The sequence below is a fragment of the Cohnella massiliensis genome (genome assembly GCF_900169535.1).
Taxonomy (GTDB): Bacteria; Bacillota; Bacilli; order Paenibacillales; family Paenibacillaceae; genus Cohnella; species Cohnella algarum.
Genome location: NZ_LT821259.1, coordinates 1,010,019 through 1,027,478, shown reverse-complemented (window position 1 = coordinate 1,027,478; position 17,460 = coordinate 1,010,019). Strand labels below are relative to the sequence as shown.

General features: G+C 58.3%; 14 protein-coding genes. 3 read left to right on the top strand and 11 right to left on the bottom strand.

The window, feature by feature from the left end:
• Positions 1 to 19: 19 nt before the first annotated feature.
• From pfkA to B7E11_RS18445, 3 genes are all read right to left on the bottom strand, one after another.
• Complete coding sequence (gene pfkA / locus B7E11_RS18455; RefSeq protein ID WP_080837231.1) at positions 20 to 988, bottom strand: 6-phosphofructokinase; 969 nt, start codon at positions 986 to 988, stop codon at positions 20 to 22.
• Between the two features lie 63 nt (positions 989 to 1,051).
• Positions 1,052 to 2,128, bottom strand: coding sequence for a tetraprenyl-beta-curcumene synthase family protein (locus B7E11_RS18450; RefSeq protein ID WP_080837228.1), 1,077 nt, complete (start codon positions 2,126 to 2,128; stop codon positions 1,052 to 1,054).
• A gap of 30 nt (positions 2,129 to 2,158) precedes the next feature.
• A complete protein-coding gene (locus B7E11_RS18445; RefSeq protein WP_080837226.1) occupies positions 2,159 to 2,506 on the bottom strand; it encodes a hypothetical protein in 348 nt (115 codons plus the stop codon).
• A gap of 137 nt (positions 2,507 to 2,643) precedes the next feature.
• Here B7E11_RS18445 and B7E11_RS18440 point away from each other — a divergent pair, with 137 nt between their 5' ends.
• On the top strand, positions 2,644 to 3,984 hold the full coding sequence (locus B7E11_RS18440) for a multi antimicrobial extrusion protein MatE (protein ID WP_080837223.1): 1,341 nt from the start codon (positions 2,644 to 2,646) through the stop codon (positions 3,982 to 3,984).
• Positions 3,981 to 5,144: an MFS transporter gene (locus tag B7E11_RS18435; protein ID WP_080837221.1), complete on the top strand. Its 1,164-nt coding sequence runs from the start codon at positions 3,981 to 3,983 to the stop codon at positions 5,142 to 5,144. The genes B7E11_RS18440 and B7E11_RS18435 overlap by 4 nt, the downstream gene beginning before the upstream one ends.
• Before the next feature lie 78 nt (positions 5,145 to 5,222).
• Here B7E11_RS18435 and B7E11_RS18430 read toward each other — a convergent pair whose 3' ends face one another.
• Complete coding sequence (locus tag B7E11_RS18430) at positions 5,223 to 6,524, bottom strand: hemolysin family protein (protein WP_080837219.1); 1,302 nt, start codon at positions 6,522 to 6,524, stop codon at positions 5,223 to 5,225.
• Between the two features lie 261 nt (positions 6,525 to 6,785).
• Here B7E11_RS18430 and B7E11_RS18425 point away from each other — a divergent pair, with 261 nt between their 5' ends.
• Positions 6,786 to 8,306 carry a transposase gene (locus B7E11_RS18425; protein WP_080831714.1) on the top strand — a complete coding sequence of 507 codons (1,521 nt, stop codon included), beginning with the start codon at positions 6,786 to 6,788 and terminating at the stop codon, positions 8,304 to 8,306.
• A 349-nt stretch (positions 8,307 to 8,655) separates the two neighbouring features.
• Here the strand turns inward: B7E11_RS18425 and B7E11_RS18420 are convergent, their stop codons facing one another.
• The 7 genes from B7E11_RS18420 to dtd all read right to left on the bottom strand — a co-directional run bounded on the left by B7E11_RS18420 (position 8,656) and on the right by dtd (position 17,456).
• Positions 8,656 to 9,975: a replication-associated recombination protein A gene (locus B7E11_RS18420; protein WP_080837217.1), complete on the bottom strand. Its 1,320-nt coding sequence runs from the start codon at positions 9,973 to 9,975 to the stop codon at positions 8,656 to 8,658.
• Between the two features lie 84 nt (positions 9,976 to 10,059).
• Complete coding sequence (locus B7E11_RS18415) at positions 10,060 to 11,097, bottom strand: CotH kinase family protein (protein ID WP_080840880.1); 1,038 nt, start codon at positions 11,095 to 11,097, stop codon at positions 10,060 to 10,062.
• A gap of 865 nt (positions 11,098 to 11,962) precedes the next feature.
• Positions 11,963 to 12,724: a tRNA threonylcarbamoyladenosine dehydratase gene (locus tag B7E11_RS18405; RefSeq protein ID WP_080840879.1), complete on the bottom strand. Its 762-nt coding sequence runs from the start codon at positions 12,722 to 12,724 to the stop codon at positions 11,963 to 11,965.
• Positions 12,725 to 12,968: 244 nt separating this feature from the next.
• Entirely contained in the window at positions 12,969 to 14,807 is a 1,839-nt protein-coding gene (gene aspS, locus B7E11_RS18400; RefSeq protein ID WP_080837214.1) for an aspartate--tRNA ligase, read from the bottom strand.
• 2 nt (positions 14,808 to 14,809) lie between these two features.
• Complete coding sequence (hisS, locus tag B7E11_RS18395; protein ID WP_080840878.1) at positions 14,810 to 16,084, bottom strand: histidine--tRNA ligase; 1,275 nt, start codon at positions 16,082 to 16,084, stop codon at positions 14,810 to 14,812.
• A gap of 660 nt (positions 16,085 to 16,744) precedes the next feature.
• Positions 16,745 to 16,921: a hypothetical protein gene (locus tag B7E11_RS29650; protein WP_176220804.1), complete on the bottom strand. Its 177-nt coding sequence runs from the start codon at positions 16,919 to 16,921 to the stop codon at positions 16,745 to 16,747.
• Positions 16,922 to 17,012: 91 nt separating this feature from the next.
• Positions 17,013 to 17,456 carry a D-aminoacyl-tRNA deacylase gene (dtd, locus tag B7E11_RS18390; RefSeq protein ID WP_080837212.1) on the bottom strand — a complete coding sequence of 148 codons (444 nt, stop codon included), beginning with the start codon at positions 17,454 to 17,456 and terminating at the stop codon, positions 17,013 to 17,015.
• Positions 17,457 to 17,460: the final 4 nt, after the last annotated feature.

Genomic DNA, 17,460 nt, shown 5'->3' with positions numbered 1-17,460 from the left:
TTCGGGCGACCGCCCGCCCCTATTGGGCGAGGCGAATCGCCAAGTTGTACAGATCCATGTCGATCGCTTTTTTCGTGGATACGACTTTGTCGATGTCCGTGACGACAAGTTCGCCTTTGATGATGCCGCAGGCTTTGGCGGAATCGCCCTCGGCGAGCTTTTGCACGGCGAAGTCGCCCAGCCGGCTGGCCAAAATCCGGTCGTTGTGCGTCGGCGTGCCGCCGCGCTGGATGTGCCCCAGCACCGTCACCCGCGGCTCGATTCCGCTATGCTCCGTGATCTCGCGGGCGATGTCCTCGCCCCGGCCGACGCCTTCGGCCACGATAATGATGCTGTGGCGCTTCCCGTTCTGGAAATTTTCCTTCATCCGCGTCGAAATCTCGCGAATGTCAAACGGGACTTCCGGCACGAGAATCGATTCCGCCCCGCTGGCAAGCCCGGCGTAAAGCGCAATGTCCCCGCAGTGACGGCCCATGACTTCGACGACGGAGGAGCGCTCGTGCGACGTCATCGTGTCGCGCAGCTTGTTGATCGCGTCGACGACGATGCTTACCGCCGTATCGAATCCGATCGTAAAGTCCGTGAACGGAATATCGTTGTCGATCGTCCCCGGCAGGCCCATCGTCTTGATGCCGAGCTTGCTCAGCTTGTTCGCGCCCTGATAGGAGCCGTCCCCGCCGATGACGACGAGGCCGTCGATTCCGTATTTACGAAGCACGTCCGCGCCCCGCTGCTGCCCTTCCGGCGTCATGAATTCCTTGCAGCGGGCCGTCTGCAAAACGGTGCCGCCGCGCTGGATGATGTCGCCCACGCTTCGCAGGTCCATCGGCCGCAGGTCTTCGTTAAGCAGCCCTTGGTATCCCCGTTGAACTCCGTATACTTCCAAGCCGCGGAAAAGCCCGCTCCGCACGACCGCCCTCACGGCCGCGTTCATCCCTTGCGAATCTCCGCCGCTGGTCAATACGGCAATTTTTTTCACTGCGCTCATGAACGATTCCTCCTAGAATTTCGTTGCAAACGGCCGCCGCTTTCGTTCGTGACGCTTGCAAATTTACATGGCCTTGCGAATGAAATGGCTGTTCAACCAGAAAAACAACCTTGTCCACGGACTGCCCTTCATCAAAATTCGGGCCGTGTGCTCGACTCTGCGCTGGCCCCGCACTTTCGGATCGGACAAATACAAGGCGAGCAAGCCTTCCACGATCATGCGGTGAAAGCCGGCAAACGGCAAATGATCGGCGGAAGCTCTTGCGGCCTGCACCATCCGGAGCATTCTGGCGTTGAGCTCGTCCTGATTCTCGTAATAGCTGCAAAAATTCAGGTCGCCGCCCTGTTCGTCCTCCGCCTGGTCGATCAGATAATCAAGCAAAATATGCAGCCCGTTGATGGCCGGAAAATAAGAGTCGCGGATTTCGCCGGCTTGCTTCGCGGTGAGCTTCTCGTCGCTGGCGGCGAGAAACAACATGAACATGCCGAGCGTCGACCCGGTCGCCGCGGCGAATTCGTTCCACAGCAGTTCCGGATAGCGGGGCGCGTGCTGCTGCCACCAGGCGAGCAGCTTGTCCTCCCGCAGCGGCTTGGCGATATGCTTGTACACTTGGAGATCGCCGTACAGGCTCACGAGCTCCCTGACGTCTTTCTGCACGAGGGAGTACGAAGGAAGGCGTTCGATGCAGGCTTGGCAGCGTCTGACGAGCGCTTCCAGGTAGCCGCCGTCGTTCTGCTCGGCGCGGAGCGCGTAATAATTCGTCAAGGGCGCACCGACCGTCACGGCATCCAGCATGCTGCGGTGAAGCAGCCGAAAATCGTCGGCGTCGAGCGACGTGCTGCGATCGCACAAGTTATCCAGGTAGTCGCTGATCGTCTGCAGCGCCACGATGAGCGGGATCAGCACATCCCTTTGCTCCAGGTTCGCGGCGGCGTAAACCGCCCCTCCCTGGCAATGGAACTCCTTATGGGCGATGCTGCCGAGCGCCTGCTTCCGCAATTCGGAGTCCGGAATGCTCTCCGCCATCCTCCGCCATCCTCCGAGATGTTCCTTTACGCCGGGAAGAATGTACTTGTAGACGCGATGCATCAGGGCAAAAGGACCCCGAGGAGAGCGGCCGGCAAGCAACGTTTGATTCATGCGGCGCAACCTCCACCTGCTAGCCTAAGCTCAGCTGTGTTTTCGTCGTTCTTCATCCATATCCTGCTGGGTCCGGTACCAAATATGCAAGTCGTTGATCCTGCTGGCCAGCTCGGCGATCGCGCCGTTCAGGCGGCAGGATTCCTCAAAGTCTTCCTCTTCGTACAGGCCTTCCTGCAGCCTCTTGATTTGCTCCTCGAACGCGAAAATCCGATCGGGGATCGTTCCCCGGATCCGTTCCCACGCCTCGAGAAGAAGCGATTGCCTCGACCGGCTCAAGCTTTCCCATGGAACGGCCAAACAAGGCAGCGTGATGCCCAGCCGTTCGCTTGCCGCGAACTGGCTCTCCACCCAAATTCGATCCTGAAGTTGTCCCATGCTCAACCCCTATTTCCGCATCATTCTTTAATTTATCATTTCGAATGGGCTAAATCCAGTGAAAAAGTATTGAAAACGCCTACTCAATCGTGACGAACCTGCTATAATACACGGGTAGAGATAAGGAGATGAAACGCTTGGGCTCGCAACAGGAAAGCGTCACCTTAAGACGTCTTTTTTTCTTTTTTATTCCGTTGGGCTTATCGGCGCTGCTGATCAACCTGTCGCACGTCATCGTCAACGGCACGCTCGCCCGCGCCGATCATCCGGAGCTGATCCTGGCGGGCTACGCTACGGCGATGAGCCTGCTGTCCGTCACCGAGAAGCCGGCCATCCTCTTTCGGGAAACGTGTTCCGCGCTCGTCCGCGACCGGCTGTCCTTTTCGGCCGTCCGGAAAGTGGCGTTTATCGTTTTCGGCGGATCGCTCGCCTTCGGTTTTATGATCGCGTTCACGCCGGTCGGCTATTGGGTGTTCGGCGGCGCGTACGGAGCGGAGCCGGAAGTGGCCGAATCCGCGGTGAACGTTTACCACGCGCTCATGTTCCTCAGCGTGTTTTCGGGCATACGCTGCTTATATCAAGGCGTTATCATCTACAAAATGCGCACGCGCTGGCTCACGATCGGCATGGTGATCCGCCTTGCGGCCATGTTTCTGATGTCGCAATATATGCTGCACGTTGGCGTGACCCATTCCCGGCAAGGAGCCGTTATTTTCGTATTCGGCATGATCATCGAGGCCGCCGTCAGCTGGTTCGAGGGAAGCAAACTTGCCCGCGGGCTGCCGAAGGAAGAGCCCGATTGCGACATCCGGCGACCGAAGCAGGTGCTTCGTTTCTACAGCCCGCTGTTGTTTTCCTCCCTCATTATCATGTGGGTGTCTCCGGTCATGAACGCCCTGCTGGGCCATACCGATCAGGGCACGCTTGCCATCGCTTCCTTTTCCGTCGCGGCGAGCTTCATGAACATGTTTCTCGGGTTCTTTTCCTATTTTCACCAAATTTCGTTGCAGTTTTATCGAACGCATCCCCTGCTCGTGCGCAAATTCGTCCTGCTGATGGCGTTCATACCGGGAACGCTCATTTCCTTGATGGCGTTTTCGCCGGCGGGTCCCTGGCTGCTCGCGAACGTCATCGGCGTGGAGGACCGGCTGCTGGAATCGTGCGTAAACGCGCTGCGCGCCTTCATCCCGTACGCGTTCGTCTTTCCGTGGCTGGATACGCTGAACGGCGTCATCTTGTCCCAGGGGCAAACGAAGCTCATGTTCGGCTCGCAAACGTCCAACGCGGTGCTGACGCTGATTCTGATCGTCACCCTGACGCTCTCGCTGCCCGGATGGACCGGCGCCCTCGGCGCGCTATCCCAATCCGGCGGCATTCTGGCCGAACTCGCGCTGCTTTACTTTCTGTTCAAACGAACCAACCGGCAGGCAAGGCTCGAAACCGGACTGCGGCCTCCGGCAAGGGGGGCCGGCGCATGAAAAAGCTGCAAACCGATTCCGTTCAGTTGGCCGTCCTGCGCTGCCTTCATTTCGCCAACTATGCGACGATGGCGCTCGTCGTGTCGTTTTTCCCGCTTTATTTCGACGACATCGGCTTCTCGAAGCTGCAAATCGGAGCCGTCTATTCGATCGGACCGATGCTCTCCATTTTTTCGAACCTGCTGGCGGGCATCATCAGCGACAAAACGAAAAGCCTGAAGCTCGTGCTGAACCTTATTTTCGTCGGGCAAATTATAGCGCTCGCCCTGCTGCTTCCCCAGCGGGAATTTGCCGTCGTCGCCGTTTTCATGGGGTTGTTTTATTTTTTCCAAACTCCCGTCAACACGATGATGGACAGCTTGAGCCTGCTTGCCTCCGAACGAATGAACCGGTCGTTCGCTTCGATCCGGATGTTCGGCTCCCTCGGCTATGCGGCATGCGCGGTCGTCTTCGGCTTCATCCTGAAAGCGACTGGCTCCGGCCTGACGTTGTGGATCGGCCTTGCCACCGTATGCTGCTCGCTTGCGCTGGCCATCGGGCTCGGAAACTTCCAAAGCTCGCTCAAAAAATTCGAATTCGGCGGGCTGATCGACATCATCCGAAAAAAGGAAACGCTCGTCTTCTTCCTGCTCGTGGGCCTCGTTTCCGTCGCCCATCGCATCAACGAAGGCTTTCTCGCCGTCGCAATGCGCGAACTGGGCGCCAGCGACTCGCTGATCGGCACGGCCTGGCTCGCTTCCGCCGTCAGCGAAATCCCGATGTTTTTCCTGCTGGCGAAATACGGCCATCGGTTTCGCGAGCTTCCGCTGCTGGCGTTCGCCAGCGTCTTCTACATGATTCGGATGGGGCTGCTCGGAATCATCGAGGAACCGTGGCTGTTCGTGCTCGTCCAAATGATGCACAGCATTACGTTCGGCATTTATTACATTACGGCGCTCCGCTATCTGCAATCGATCGTGCCGGACGAATTCCGCTCGTCGGGCCAAGCGCTGTACGCCGTCGTCTGGACCGGCCTGTCGGGGCTGGCCGCGGGTACGATCGGCGGCTGGATCTACGACGCCTTCGGGCAGCCGGCGGTCTTCCGGACGGCCGCGCTGTTCGCCTTGACCGCGGCGGTCGGTTTTTTGGCGGTGCACTTCATGCGGGGCAGACATTCGTAACGGCAAAAAAAAGGCTCTCCCGGCTAATCGACGATGGCGGGAGAGCCTTTTTTCTATTTCTTCATTTGTCCGTATATGTTAACCTGTTTCCGCCTGAACGCCTGCCCAATTGGCGACTTCGATCGGCTTTACTTGAATCCGCGAAATGCGCAGGTTGTCGGTTTCCTCGACGACGAACAGAAATCCGCCTTCCACTTCGACCGTCTGACGCTTCGACGGAGGGATTTCGATTTGCGAATACATCCAGCCGCCGATCGTATCGTAGTTGTCCGTCGGAATGTCGAGGCCGAAATAACTGTTCACCTCTTCGATCAGCATCATGCCGCTGATCGAATACGATTGGTCGTCCTTCTTTTCCAGGTCGGGACGCTCTTCGTCGAATTCGTCCTGGATTTCGCCGACGATTTCTTCCATAATATCCTCGAGCGTGACCAGGCCGGACGTTCCGCCGTATTCGTCGATCAAAATCGCGATCTGGGATTTTTTCTTCTGCATCAGCTTCAGCAGCGTGCTGATCGGCATGCTTTCCGGAACGGTCAGCATCGGCCGAAGCAAATCGCCGATATCGCGAACGGAGCCGTCGGTCGCTTTAAGCAGATCCTTGATGTGTACGAAGCCGATGATGTTATCCTTGTCGCCGTCGCAAAGCGGGTAACGGGTATGCATTTCCTTTAGCGCGATCGTTTTGTTTTCCTCGAAGGAAAGATTCGTATACAGGCAAATCATGTCCGTCCGGGGAATCATGATTTCGTGCGCGTTCGTTTCCGCGAATTCGAAAATATTGTCCACAAGCGTAAGCTCCGTGTTGTCGATCAATCCGCTTTCATGGCTTTCTTTCATCAAAATCCGGATTTCCTCTTCGGTGCGGGCCGAAGAAATTTCGCTTGCGGGCTCGATGCCGAACAGCTTCAAAATCGATCTGGATATGCCGTCCAAAAGCCATAAATACGGGCTCATCAATTTGCGGAAAACGATAAGCGGCGCCGCCGCGAGCTGCGTGATCTTCTCGGCTTGACGAACCGCCATCGTCCTGGGCGCAAGTTCCCCGAGAACGATATGCAGGGCCGCAACGATCAAAAAGGCGAAAACGATGGACAACGCTTGAATCCAGCCGTCCGATAAGCCTAACCAGTGAAGCGCGGGCGCAAGCACGCTCGCGATGACCGGTCCTCCGAGCCACCCGAGTCCAAGGGACGCCAGCGTGATGCCAAGCCGGCAAGCAAACAAATACGCGTCGAGTTTGTCCGCCAGGCGCGAGACGAATTTGGCTTTCGAATTCCCTTCCTGCGCAAGGGTATCGATTCGGGCGCCGCGAACTTTGACCATCGCAAACTCCATGGATACGAAGAAGCCGTTCAGGAAAACCAATATAAACACCAAGATTAGATCTACCGTTAACGGAAACGGGTCACTGTCCAAGCGCTTCCTATCCCCCCATTCGTCGGAGGATAGGTACACCTCCTTTGATGAAAAAATAGCCTCTCGGAATTAAAAACTCCGCACCGGCTTTGGCCCTTTGGCCAAGGTCTTTTATTGTTTCACCCCCAAAACAGGAGTGCGAACAAACATTCCTCTTGACATTTTCGAAACACCCCAATAATCGCCGAGAAGGCATTTTCTGCCTATCTCTTGAGAAATTGGGTGATCGTTTTGAAAGTTGTTTCTCGTTCTCACCAGGACTACTTGACTTTCGTAAGCAACCAACTTCGAAAGGAGTACGGCACACCGGAAGCGCTACTGTTTTTGCAGCACTTTTACAACGACCTGATCTTCTGGATCACGGCCATCGATCTGTCCGCCACCGCTTCCTTGATGCGTTCGGCTTACTCCTCCAATCCGAAAGGACGCAAGCCTCACGATCCCGCCGACATGCTCCGCTGCTTGCTCCTTATGACCAAGCTCGGGCTGAGCGTCGATGACGGAGTCGTCGCGCTGCGAACGACGCCGGTCTATGCCATTCTCTGCGGCTTTAAACCTGGTGAGACGCCGGGTGTCGGAACGTTCTACGACTTTTTCCCCCGGCTTTGGCGGGCATCCACTCCGCATAAGACCGGGCGCGTCAAACGCCGCTTGAAGAAGCCGCGGAAGAAGGGCAAAAAGAACGAAAAGCAAGAGCCCAAAAACCCCAAGATTACGGAGAAACTCGTCTCCCGCATCCTGCGCGAGGGCAAAATCCACTACGCCCCCAAGGAGCACGACCTGCTGCAACAGTTGTTCCAATCCCTGTTTGTCCTGCCTTCTGCGGCAAAAGGATTGCTTGGCGATACGAGCGCTTTCCGCGTCATCGGCGACGGATCTCCGGTTGAAACCGGCGCGCGTTCGTACGGCAAGTTCCTTTGCGATTGCCGCAAGTCGGGCAACTGGAAATGCTCCTGCAAACGGCAATTTTCCGATCCGGATGCCGATTGGGGCTGGGACAGCTATCGCGAGAAATATTACTACGGGCGTACGCTCTACATGTTCACCGCAGCCGACAGTCCTTACAATTTGCCCGTGTACCCGCGATTGTTTCGCGCCAGCCAACATGACTCGGTGTCATGGATCTGCGGCTACCGCGAGCTGCGTCACTGGTACTCGGACTGGAAGGTGGGAGAGGCGCTCCTGGATTCCGCCCACGACGCCCTCCCGATCTATACCATGCTGGAACATGATGATGTTTCCGCCATCATCGACCTGAATCACAGGCGTTCCGGGCATACGGTATACAATGAAATGAAAATTGGCTCCGATGGCGTTCCTGTCTGCCCCATTGGACGCAAGATGGTCTGCTGGGGCAAGTGTTCGGGGCGACAGCGCATCAAATGGCGCTGTCCCGCCAAAGTCGGCAAATGGGAATGCCCGACTCCCTGCTCGCCTTCCGATTATGGAAGAACCTTCTACACATCCACCGCGGATAACCCGCGCCTTTTTCCGCGCATCCGCCGCGACAGCAAGGAATGGAGAAAGCGTTATGCGCTGCGAACCGGCGTCGAACGCTGCATCAAGCGCCAGAAAGTCGATTACAGGCTGGAAGCTTCGCGCGGGCGCAGTTCCCGCCACTGGAACATTCGCGTGTACTTGATCGCCATGTGCCAGCATGCCGACGCGTGGCTGGAAGAAGCGAAGAAGCAGAAGCAGATCGCGTCTGTTGAACAATGGCTCAAAGAATTAACAGCCGCTTGATGCAAATTGGTTTGCATAGCATTTTTTAAAAAATGCCCTTTTGAGGGTTCTTTGGCATGCACATTCTTGAAATCAGCTTTCATACCTGCCATTTCATCGACATATCCGCCTCATTCACCCCTCATTCGGACTCAGAACCCTGCTTTATTTCCGAGCCTCTATGAAAAAAGATAAATGATGGAAAAAGCACACAGCTTTACTTTAGCTTAGACGTTTTGCGATGAACCGTCAACGAACGGATCGCCCCGCAAACGGCCGTAGTATCCATCTGTATTCGCGGTAATCCCCGTCCTATGCCGGTTTTTCGGACGGTACGGCTCGAAACGGCCCAAATCGTTCGACGAGCCGCCTATCTTGCCCTGTTTTGCCGGCGCCGGCGCTCCTGGTTTTGGCGGATTTTATCTTCCATTCCTTGCTCCGTCGCCTCGTAGAAGATGGTTCCGTGCAGCTTGTCCGGCAAATATTGCTGTTCGACATAGTGCCCGGGATAGTCGTGCGGATACCGGTAACCGACATGCCCCAGCTTCTGCGCGCCGCTGTAGTGGGCGTCCCTCAGGTGCATAGGCCCCTCGGAGGTTCCCGCCGTGTCCATGGCTTCCATCATCCGGCCGATCGTCGCGGCGATCGAGTTGGACTTGGGACTTTCAACCGCGAACAGGATCGCCTGCGCGATAATGTACTTGGCCTCCGGCCAGCCGATCCGGTGGTACGCTTCCATCGCGCTGACCGCTTGCACCATCGCTTGCGGATTGGCAAGGCCGATATCCTCGCTGCAAGCGACCGTCAACCGGCGGAGGAAGGTCATCGGATCCATGCCGAGCCTCTCGACCGCGTACAGGAACCAGTAGAGGGCAGCGTCGCTGGAGCCCCTCACGCTCTTATGAAAAGCGGACAGCACATCGTACTGCGTCGATTCGTCCGCTTGAACTTGCGGCTGGCGAATCGATTCCTCCGCGATTTCCAACGTAACGCGAACCGTCCCGTCTTCGCGGGAAGGCGTCGTGACCGCCGCCAGTTCGAGCGCCGTCAGCGCCCTGCGGATATCGCCGTTCGCCATCGCGGCAATGTGCAGCAGCGCTTCTTCGTCGACCTCCAGCTTCATGAAGCCGAGGCCTTTGACCGGATCCGCGAGCGCTCTTCGCATCGCGATCAGCGAATGCTCCTTCGTAAGCGCATGCAGCCTGAACAGCGTGGAACGGGAGAGCAAAGCCCCGTTGATCGAATGGTACGGATTTTCCGTCGTCGCGCCGATAAACACGATAATTCCCTTCTCGACGGCCGGCAGAAGGGCGTCTTGCCTGGCGCTGTTGAAGCGGTGAACTTCGTCGAGGAACAAAATCGTTTTGCGGCCGTACAGATTTTTATTGTCTTCGGCCCGATCGATCACTTCCCGCACGTCTTTGACCGAAGCGTCGACGGCATTCAACCGGACATAGTCCCCTTCCGTTTTTTTCGAAATAATATGAGCGAGCGTCGTTTTCCCCGAGCCCGGGGGTCCGAACAACAAAATCGAGGACACCGTATCGCCCTCGATCGCCCTCCGCAGCAGCTTGCCCGGACCTACGATATGCTCTTGGCCGATATATTCATCCAGCGTCTCCGGCCGCATCCGGTCGGCAAGACGTCTGGAGCGCGGCTCGGTTTCCGCGCCGATGCTGAACAAATCCATCGCTTATCCCGCCTTTCCTGTACTCTCCATCATACCAGATTCGGAGGCGGGCGTTCCAACCCGGGCGAAGAAGCCGCGCCATCGCTACAAACGCGAAAGGGCGGATGCGACGATCGCTCTTCGTTCCCGGATATAGTTGCGGATGACGTTCGGTTCTCCCAAAAACTGCTCGTACGGCCACTGCTGCAAACGATCCCTTCGGACGTACGGCGATATTGAGCCATGCATTTCCGCCGCCGCGCGCATGATGGTTTTTTCGGTAAACGTTTCGTCCAGCGCCTTCCGCAAAATCCGCTTGTAGCGCAGCATATAGGGACGGTGCTTCAACACCTTTTCGGTCAAATGATTGTAGCCGGCAATATCGACGAGGTCGCTCTCGACCGCCCTGCCGTAGCAGTTGCGCCCCCACGTTCCTTCGTAATCCCAGGGGACGATGCGCCACTTCCCGCTTGCATGGTGCCGGTACAAGGAATAATTTTGCTCGAACCCGTCGAAATTGCCGGTAAGGACGGCGCCGGCGAGCCACTTCAAGTAATTGTCGACATCCAGATTCCGGTCGAGGTAAGCCGCCAGCCGGCTTTCCGGGGTGCGGTGGATGCCGCGTATGAACGAAGCGAGCCTTGCTTTTTCGTCTTTTTCGCCGAATCGGTATTCGTACCCGGATAACTGCGAAGCGGAGTCCCGCACCCCGAAATCCGCCCGATTGTTGACCGCGTAAAAAAGCGATCGGGCTCCGATCCCTCTCCGTCGGAAAAAACCTCGCTCCACCGCTTCGATTTCCAAATAGACGCCGAGGGAAATGCCGTTTCGGACGAGCAGCACATGCTTCGTTCGCGGGCTGGGCACGCCAAGCCGTTCCAAAAACCAAAAGGAAAGCGCGTTCCGGATCATCGAAGGGTCGTCGAACTCCGCGTTGTAATGAAACGTTTGGCCTTTGCGGACCACCTCGTAGGAGCGCTTGGGGTACCCCCGCGTATGACCGCCGCGATAACGAATTTTCACCGGCGTCGTCCTGCCGTTCGTATGAAGCGCCGCTTGAACGTACCGATCCCTCCACAGATTCATCTCCAGCTGTTCGCTTTCGGCTTCTCCGATCGCGAGCGATCTTACGGGAATATGCATAACGACTCCGCCTTTCGTCATGGAAGCCACGGATACTCGCCTTGTTCAGCGTATGTCCCCGGGAAAAAAGCGGAAACGGCAGCTGTCACGGTTCGATTGCAAGAAAAAAGCCGACCGGTTTGCGAGGTCGGCCTTTTGATCGTTTCCGAAGCAACGGATCATTCATCGATGACTTCGGTTACCGAATGATCGTGACGACGTCCGCATCCGCATGGGCCTAGCGAGAGCGGACCCCACATCTGGCGCTGAACGCCGGCGTAGTACGTTCCCGTGCGGTGTCCCGCCGTGCGATTGCCCATCGTGCGATTGCCTCTTGTCTTATTGCCCGTTCCGCGATTTCCTCCTATCCGGTTCGCCGGCTTGCGATGGCTTTTACGGTGCTTTTTGCAGCCGCTTGCCTTTAAATTGCGGGCGCCTGCCTTTCGATTCGCGCCTCCTTTTTTTCTGCTGAAAACGCCCCAGGATTGATCGTTCACCCTTTCCACCTCCATATCGCGTGATAATCCAATCTATGAACGATCTTGTCCCACTGATAGAGACAAGCGTCATCCGGGCCGCAAAAAAGGCATCTTCTCTCTAGCTTTTGCGGAATCGCGAGATTCGGCGCACGGGTCCGAACCCGCGGCGATGGGCCGCTCCCGGCCTCGTTAAACGACGTAGCGGGAGATTCGGGCGAGTGACTGGAGCCGCAGGGCGCCGGCGAACTTTTGGGTGAAGACGGGAGGCAATGGAGTGCCATGAACGAAATGGGGGACTTTTCAAGCAAAAAGGGCGACCCAAACGGCTGGAATGGCTTGCCGAAAGGGTGCGCCCTCATCTTTGTGCGAGACATTAGATCGGGAAATCGGGGATTCGGATCGCGATCCTAAGCCGTCGGTCGGCTTCCGCGCTCCAGCAGCTCGCGAACGGCGACGCTGACCATAATCAGCCCCGCCACCGGCGGCACGAACGCGTTGCTGGCGGGCGGCTGCTGGGCCTTGCGAATTTCCTTGGGCGCCGTCTCGGGCACGATGCGCTGCGTGACGTCGTCGCGCGGCTTGAGCGGCTCCTCTTTGGAGAAGACAACCTTGACTCCTTTTTTGATGCCTTCCTTGCGAAGCTTCTGGCGAACGACGCGCGCGATCGGATCGACCGTCGTTTTCGAAATGTCGGCCACTTCGAAACGGGTCGGATCCATTTTATTCGCGGCGCCCATGCTCGAAATGATCGGTATTTTTCGCTCGAGGCACTGCTTGATCAAATGGATTTTGTAGGAAATCGTATCGGAAGCGTCCAGCACGTAATCCAGCGGAAACTTGAACAGCTCTTCGTACGTCTCCTCCGTATAAAACATGCGCAATGCGATCGCGTCGCAATCCGGATTGATCAGCTTGATGCGGTCGCGCATAAGCTCCGCTTTCGGCTGGCCGACCGTCGTCGTCAGGGCATGGATCTGCCGGTTAATGTTCGTAATGTCGACGACGTCCTTGTCGATCATCACGATCCGGCCGACGCCGGATCGGGCCAGCGCTTCCGCGGCGATGGAACCGACGCCGCCGATGCCCAGTACGGCGACGGTGCTCCCTTTCAAAATCTCCAACCCTTCCGGTCCGATGGCAAGTTCCGTTCTGGAGAATTGGTGCAGCATTTGGATGATTCCCCTTCCTTGTCGGCGAATGCCGCTGCAAATTGCCGAAGCCCAGCCTTTTCGGCCGTTGTCCGGCAGCGCGGTCCGATGGCCGTTGTCCGGCAGCGCGGTCCGATGGCCGTTGTCCGGCAGCGCGGTCCGACGGCGCAGTCCGGCGGCCTGTCGGCCGCCATCCTGAACCCGGCCGCTCAACTCCTGCGGCGCAGCTTCGCCCTTCGCTTGACGCGGCCGTCGGGCCGGCAGTTTAGCCTTGCGGCTGCTCCTGGTCGGCCGGCTCCTTGGCGTCAGCCGGAGCTTCGGCCTTGGCTTGCGCCGCCAGCGCCTTCGCGGACAAGCGGATATGCAGTTCTTCCAGCTGACGCGGCGCGACGGTCGACGGCGCGTCGGTGAGCAGGTCGGTCGCGCTCGCCGTTTTCGGGAAGGCGATCGTCTCGCGCAAGTTCGTCCGGCCGGCCAGCAGCATGATGAGCCGGTCGAGTCCGAAGGCGATGCCGCCGTGCGGAGGCGTGCCGTACTCGAAAGCGTCGAGGAAGAAGCCGAATTTCTCCTTCGCTTCTTCAAGCGTGAAGCCGAGCGCGTTGAACATTTTCTCCTGGACATCGCGGCGGTAAATCCGCATCGAGCCGCCGCCGACTTCGTAGCCGTTCAGGACGATATCGTACGCTTGCGCGCGGATTGCGCCCGGATCGGTGTCGAACAGGGGCAAATCCTCGTCCCGCGGACGGGTAAACGGATGGTGCAGCGCCACCCAGCGTTTGGCCTCCTCGTCCCACTCGACGAGCGGGAAGTCGACGACCCACAGGAATTTGAATTTGCTGCTGTCGATCAGGCCGAGGTCGCGTCCGACTTTCAGCCGCAGGTTGCCCATGACGTCCGCGGCGGTTTTCAGCTTGTCCGCGGAGAAGCAGAGCAGGTCGCCTTCTTCGACGTTCAAGCGTTCGGTGAGCGCCGCGATTTCCTCCGGCTTGAAAAACTTGACGATCGGCCCCTTCCACTCGCCGTCCTTGACCGTAATCCACGCGATGCCTTTGCCGCCGTAGCGGACCGCGAAAGGCTGCAGGTCGTCCAGCTCCTTGCGGCTCCAGCTCGCGCAGCCTTTGGCGTTCAGCGCCTTGACGACGCCGCCGGAACCGGCGACCGATGCGAACACCTTGACGTCGCTGTTTTTGACGATATCCGTGACGTCTTCGATTTCGAGACCGAACCGCAGGTCCGGCTTGTCGGAGCCGTATTTGTGAATCGCGTCGCGGTAGGTCAGCCGCTGGAACGGGGTTTCGATGTCGACGCCGATCGTTTCGCGGAACAGCTTCGCCATCAGCTGCTCCATCATCGTCAGCAGTTGATCCTGAGACAGGAACGACGTTTCGATGTCGACCTGCGTAAACTCGGGCTGGCGGTCGGCGCGCAGGTCTTCGTCGCGGAAGCAGCGGGCCACTTGGTAGTAACGCTCGAGCCCCCCGATCATCAAAAGCTGCTTGAACAGCTGCGGCGATTGCGGCAGCGCGAAAAATTCGCCCGGATGCACCCGGCTCGGCACGAGATAATCGCGCGCGCCTTCCGGCGTGCTCTTCGTCAAAATCGGCGTCTCGACGTCGAGGAACCCGTTTTCGTCCAGAAAATCGCGAAACACCTTCGTCGCTTTCGAACGAAGCCGGAGCGTCTGGTACATTTCCGGACGGCGCAAGTCGAGGTAGCGGTACCGAAGGCGCAGCGCTTCGTCCACTTCGACGCCGTCTTCGATCGGGAACGGAGGCGTCTTGGCCGCGTTGACGATTTCGACCTCCTGAACGCGGACTTCGATTTCGCCCGTCGCGAGATTCGGGTTGTACGTCTCGGGGTCGCGGTCGACGACCTCCCCTTTTATCGCAAGCACATATTCGTTGCGCGCGCGGCTGGCAACGGCAAGCGCGTCGGCGGAAAACTCCGGATTAAAGACGATTTGCACGATGCCGCTGCGGTCCCGCAGGTCGATGAACAAAATCCCCCCGAAATCCCGCCAGCCTTGCACCCAGCCGTTCAAAACGACGGTTTCCCCGACGTTCTTTTTCGTTAACGTTCCGCAATCGCGATCTTTAAGCATCATGTTCATTCTTCCCCTTTTTTGCTAGTAATCAAAGCTTGCACGTGCTCGGCCAGCCCCGCGAGCGGCACTTGCCGCTGCTCCTGGGTCGCCAGGTCCTTCAGCGAGATTTCGCCTTTGTCCAGCTCGTCGTCGCCGAGAATCGCCGCATAAGCCGCGCCGGCCCGATCCGCCGCCTTGAACTGCGTTTTCGGCTTCCGCCCCATATAATCGCGATCCGCGGCGAGCCCCGCGTCCCGCAGGCGCTGCACGACGCCGGCCGCTTCGCGTTCGGCGCGTTCGCCCAGCGCGATGACGTACACGTCCACCTGCGCTTCGGCTTCCGGCTTTACGCCCTGATGCTCGAGCAGCAGCAGCGTCCGTTCCAGACCGACCGCCAGGCCCACGCCCGGCCGGTCTTCGCCCCCGACCTCGGCGACAAGGCCGTTATAGCGCCCGCCGCCGCCGATCGTATCGATCGCGCCGATTCCTTGGGCTTTATACTCGAACGCCGTGTGGGTGTAGTAGTCCAAACCGCGCACGAGCCGATGATTGATCCGGTACGGCACGTTCATCGCGTCCAGACATTCCCGCACCCGGGCAAAGTGGCCGGCGCACGCTTCGTCCAAGCTGTCCAGAATGGAAGGCGCGTCCGCGAATTTCGGCTGGTCGACTTTGCAATCGAGCACCCGCAGCGGATTGCGCTCCATCCGCGTCTGGCAGTCCTTGCACAGGCTGTCCTTGATCGGCCGCAAAAACCCGAGCAGCTTCTCGCGGAACTCGGCGCGTACGGCCGGAGTGCCGACCGAGTTGATTTCCACCGAAATGTCTTTAAGGCCAAGCTCGCGATAAAACGCATACCCAAGGGAAATGACTTCCGCATCGAGCGCCGGATCGTCCGAACCGATCGCCTCGATGCCGAACTGATGAAACTGCCGGTATCGGCCCGCCTGGGCCCGCTCATAGCGGTACATCGGCCCGATGTAGTACAGCTTGGAAATGTCGGGCTCTCCGTACAGCTTGTTCTCGACGTACGACCGCACGACGCCCGCGGTTCCTTCCGGCCGAAGCGTCATGCTCCGCCCGCCGCGGTCGTCGAAGGTGTACATCTCTTTCTCGACGATATCCGTCGTTTCCCCGACTCCCCGCTGAAACAGCTCGGTCGCTTCGAACATCGGCGTGCGAATTTCCCGGAACCGGTACCTTCTGCAAATTTCTCTCGCCGTCTTTTCCACGTATTGCCACGCTTCGACGCTGCCGGGAAGCACGTCCTGCGTGCCCGGCGGTTTTTGAAATGCCATTTCGCATCCCCTTTCTCTCTTGCCGTTCCAGCCCGCAACGCAAATCGAAACGACCTCGTCGTCCGCAAGGGAAAATGCCGAACAAAAAAGGCTCCCGTCCCTCAGCCGCATTGCTGCCGCTCAAGGGACGAGAGCCTGTTCATGCTCCCGCGGTGCCACCCGTCATTCGAACGCCCGCGAACGGAAATCCGCCGCGCTGCGCTCGCGCTTCTCCGGTTAACGCCCGGCTACGCCTCGACACTACTGAACCGAGGCTCTTCATGCAGAGCGTTCGGCGTTCGCATCGGGTTCTCGGGGAGGTCGTTCGTCCGGTCGTAAACGGAAAGCTTGCAGCCAAGGCTTCCCTCTCTGAAGATCCGGTTCCGGAGTACTCGTTCCCGTCGTCGAATTGATGGCTGGATCCAATTATTCCTCATTTTAATATGATGCTACACGGCATGTCAAGTTATCCCCTCATACCCGGCAGGTCCGAAAAAAAGAAAATAACCTGCCGCTTACTGCGACAGGTCCAATTGAATTTATATTGAAAAAAGGGGGTCGAGAATTATAATAACCCGATTATTTTAAGGATTAATGAAAATCAAATTACATTTTCATTACAAAAAAGGAAGCGTTCTCTTTGTCCCCGGCGCGCAATGTTCGGATTTTCCGAACGATCCGCTAGCCCCTGCCGCCGGGAGGATGCCGCCTGCCGAGCGCGCCTCCGAATCCCGGGCTCCCCCCGGGCTCGTCCGCAAATTCGGCCCCGGCCTGCAAGGCCAGCGCTTCCCGGCGTTCCGCCGCCGTTCCTTCCCTCGCCCAACGCAACAGTTTCGCTTCTTTGCCGGATTGCCGCACCTGTCGTCACCCTTTCGCAAGGTTATCCGACAGTAGTGTTGCCTGCGCGCCGATTTTCCATCCGCATTCCGGTTCCGGCTCCGGACCGAAGCTAACTTCGGCTGTCGACGATCAGCGTCACCGGCCCGTCGTTGACGAGGGAGACCTCCATGTCCGCCCCGAAAACGCCGGTACGCACCTCGAGCCCTTTGGCGCGAAGCCGTTCGTTAAACCGTTCGTAAAGCTCGTTTGCCTTCTCCGGCCGCGCGGCGGAGGCGAAGCTGGGCCGGCGGCCGCTCCGGCAATCGCCGTAAAGCGTGAATTGCGAAACCGAAAGTATCGCTCCCCCGGCATCCATGACCGAGTCGTTCATTTTGCCGCTGCCGTCTTCGAAAATCCGCAAGCCCGACACCTTTTCGGCCATCCACCCGATATCCCGCTCTTCGTCCTCTTGTCCGATGCCGACGAGCAGCAAAAGCCCGGTCCCGATTTCCCCGACCGTCTCCCCGCCGACCCGCACGCTTGCCCGGCTTACCCGTTGCGCTACCACTTTCACGAAA

What these genes read in the sequence shown, in the direction of transcription:
- pfkA (WP_080837231.1), bottom strand. Translation starts at nt 988, where the DNA reads ATGAGCGCAGTGAAAAAAATTGCCGTATTGACCAGCGGCGGAGATTCG.
- hisS (WP_080840878.1), bottom strand. Translation starts at nt 16,084, where the DNA reads ATGGCATTTCAAAAACCGCCGGGCACGCAGGACGTGCTTCCCGGCAGC.
- B7E11_RS18415 (WP_080840880.1), bottom strand. Translation starts at nt 11,097, where the DNA reads ATGCATATTCCCGTAAGATCGCTCGCGATCGGAGAAGCCGAAAGCGAA.
- B7E11_RS18445 (WP_080837226.1), bottom strand. Translation starts at nt 2,506, where the DNA reads ATGGGACAACTTCAGGATCGAATTTGGGTGGAGAGCCAGTTCGCGGCA.
- B7E11_RS18405 (WP_080840879.1), bottom strand. Translation starts at nt 12,724, where the DNA reads ATGCTGCACCAATTCTCCAGAACGGAACTTGCCATCGGACCGGAAGGG.
- B7E11_RS18450 (WP_080837228.1), bottom strand. Translation starts at nt 2,128, where the DNA reads ATGAATCAAACGTTGCTTGCCGGCCGCTCTCCTCGGGGTCCTTTTGCC.
- aspS (WP_080837214.1), bottom strand. Translation starts at nt 14,807, where the DNA reads ATGATGCTTAAAGATCGCGATTGCGGAACGTTAACGAAAAAGAACGTC.
- B7E11_RS18435 (WP_080837221.1), top strand. Translation starts at nt 3,981, where the DNA reads ATGAAAAAGCTGCAAACCGATTCCGTTCAGTTGGCCGTCCTGCGCTGC.
- B7E11_RS18420 (WP_080837217.1), bottom strand. Translation starts at nt 9,975, where the DNA reads ATGGATTTGTTCAGCATCGGCGCGGAAACCGAGCCGCGCTCCAGACGT.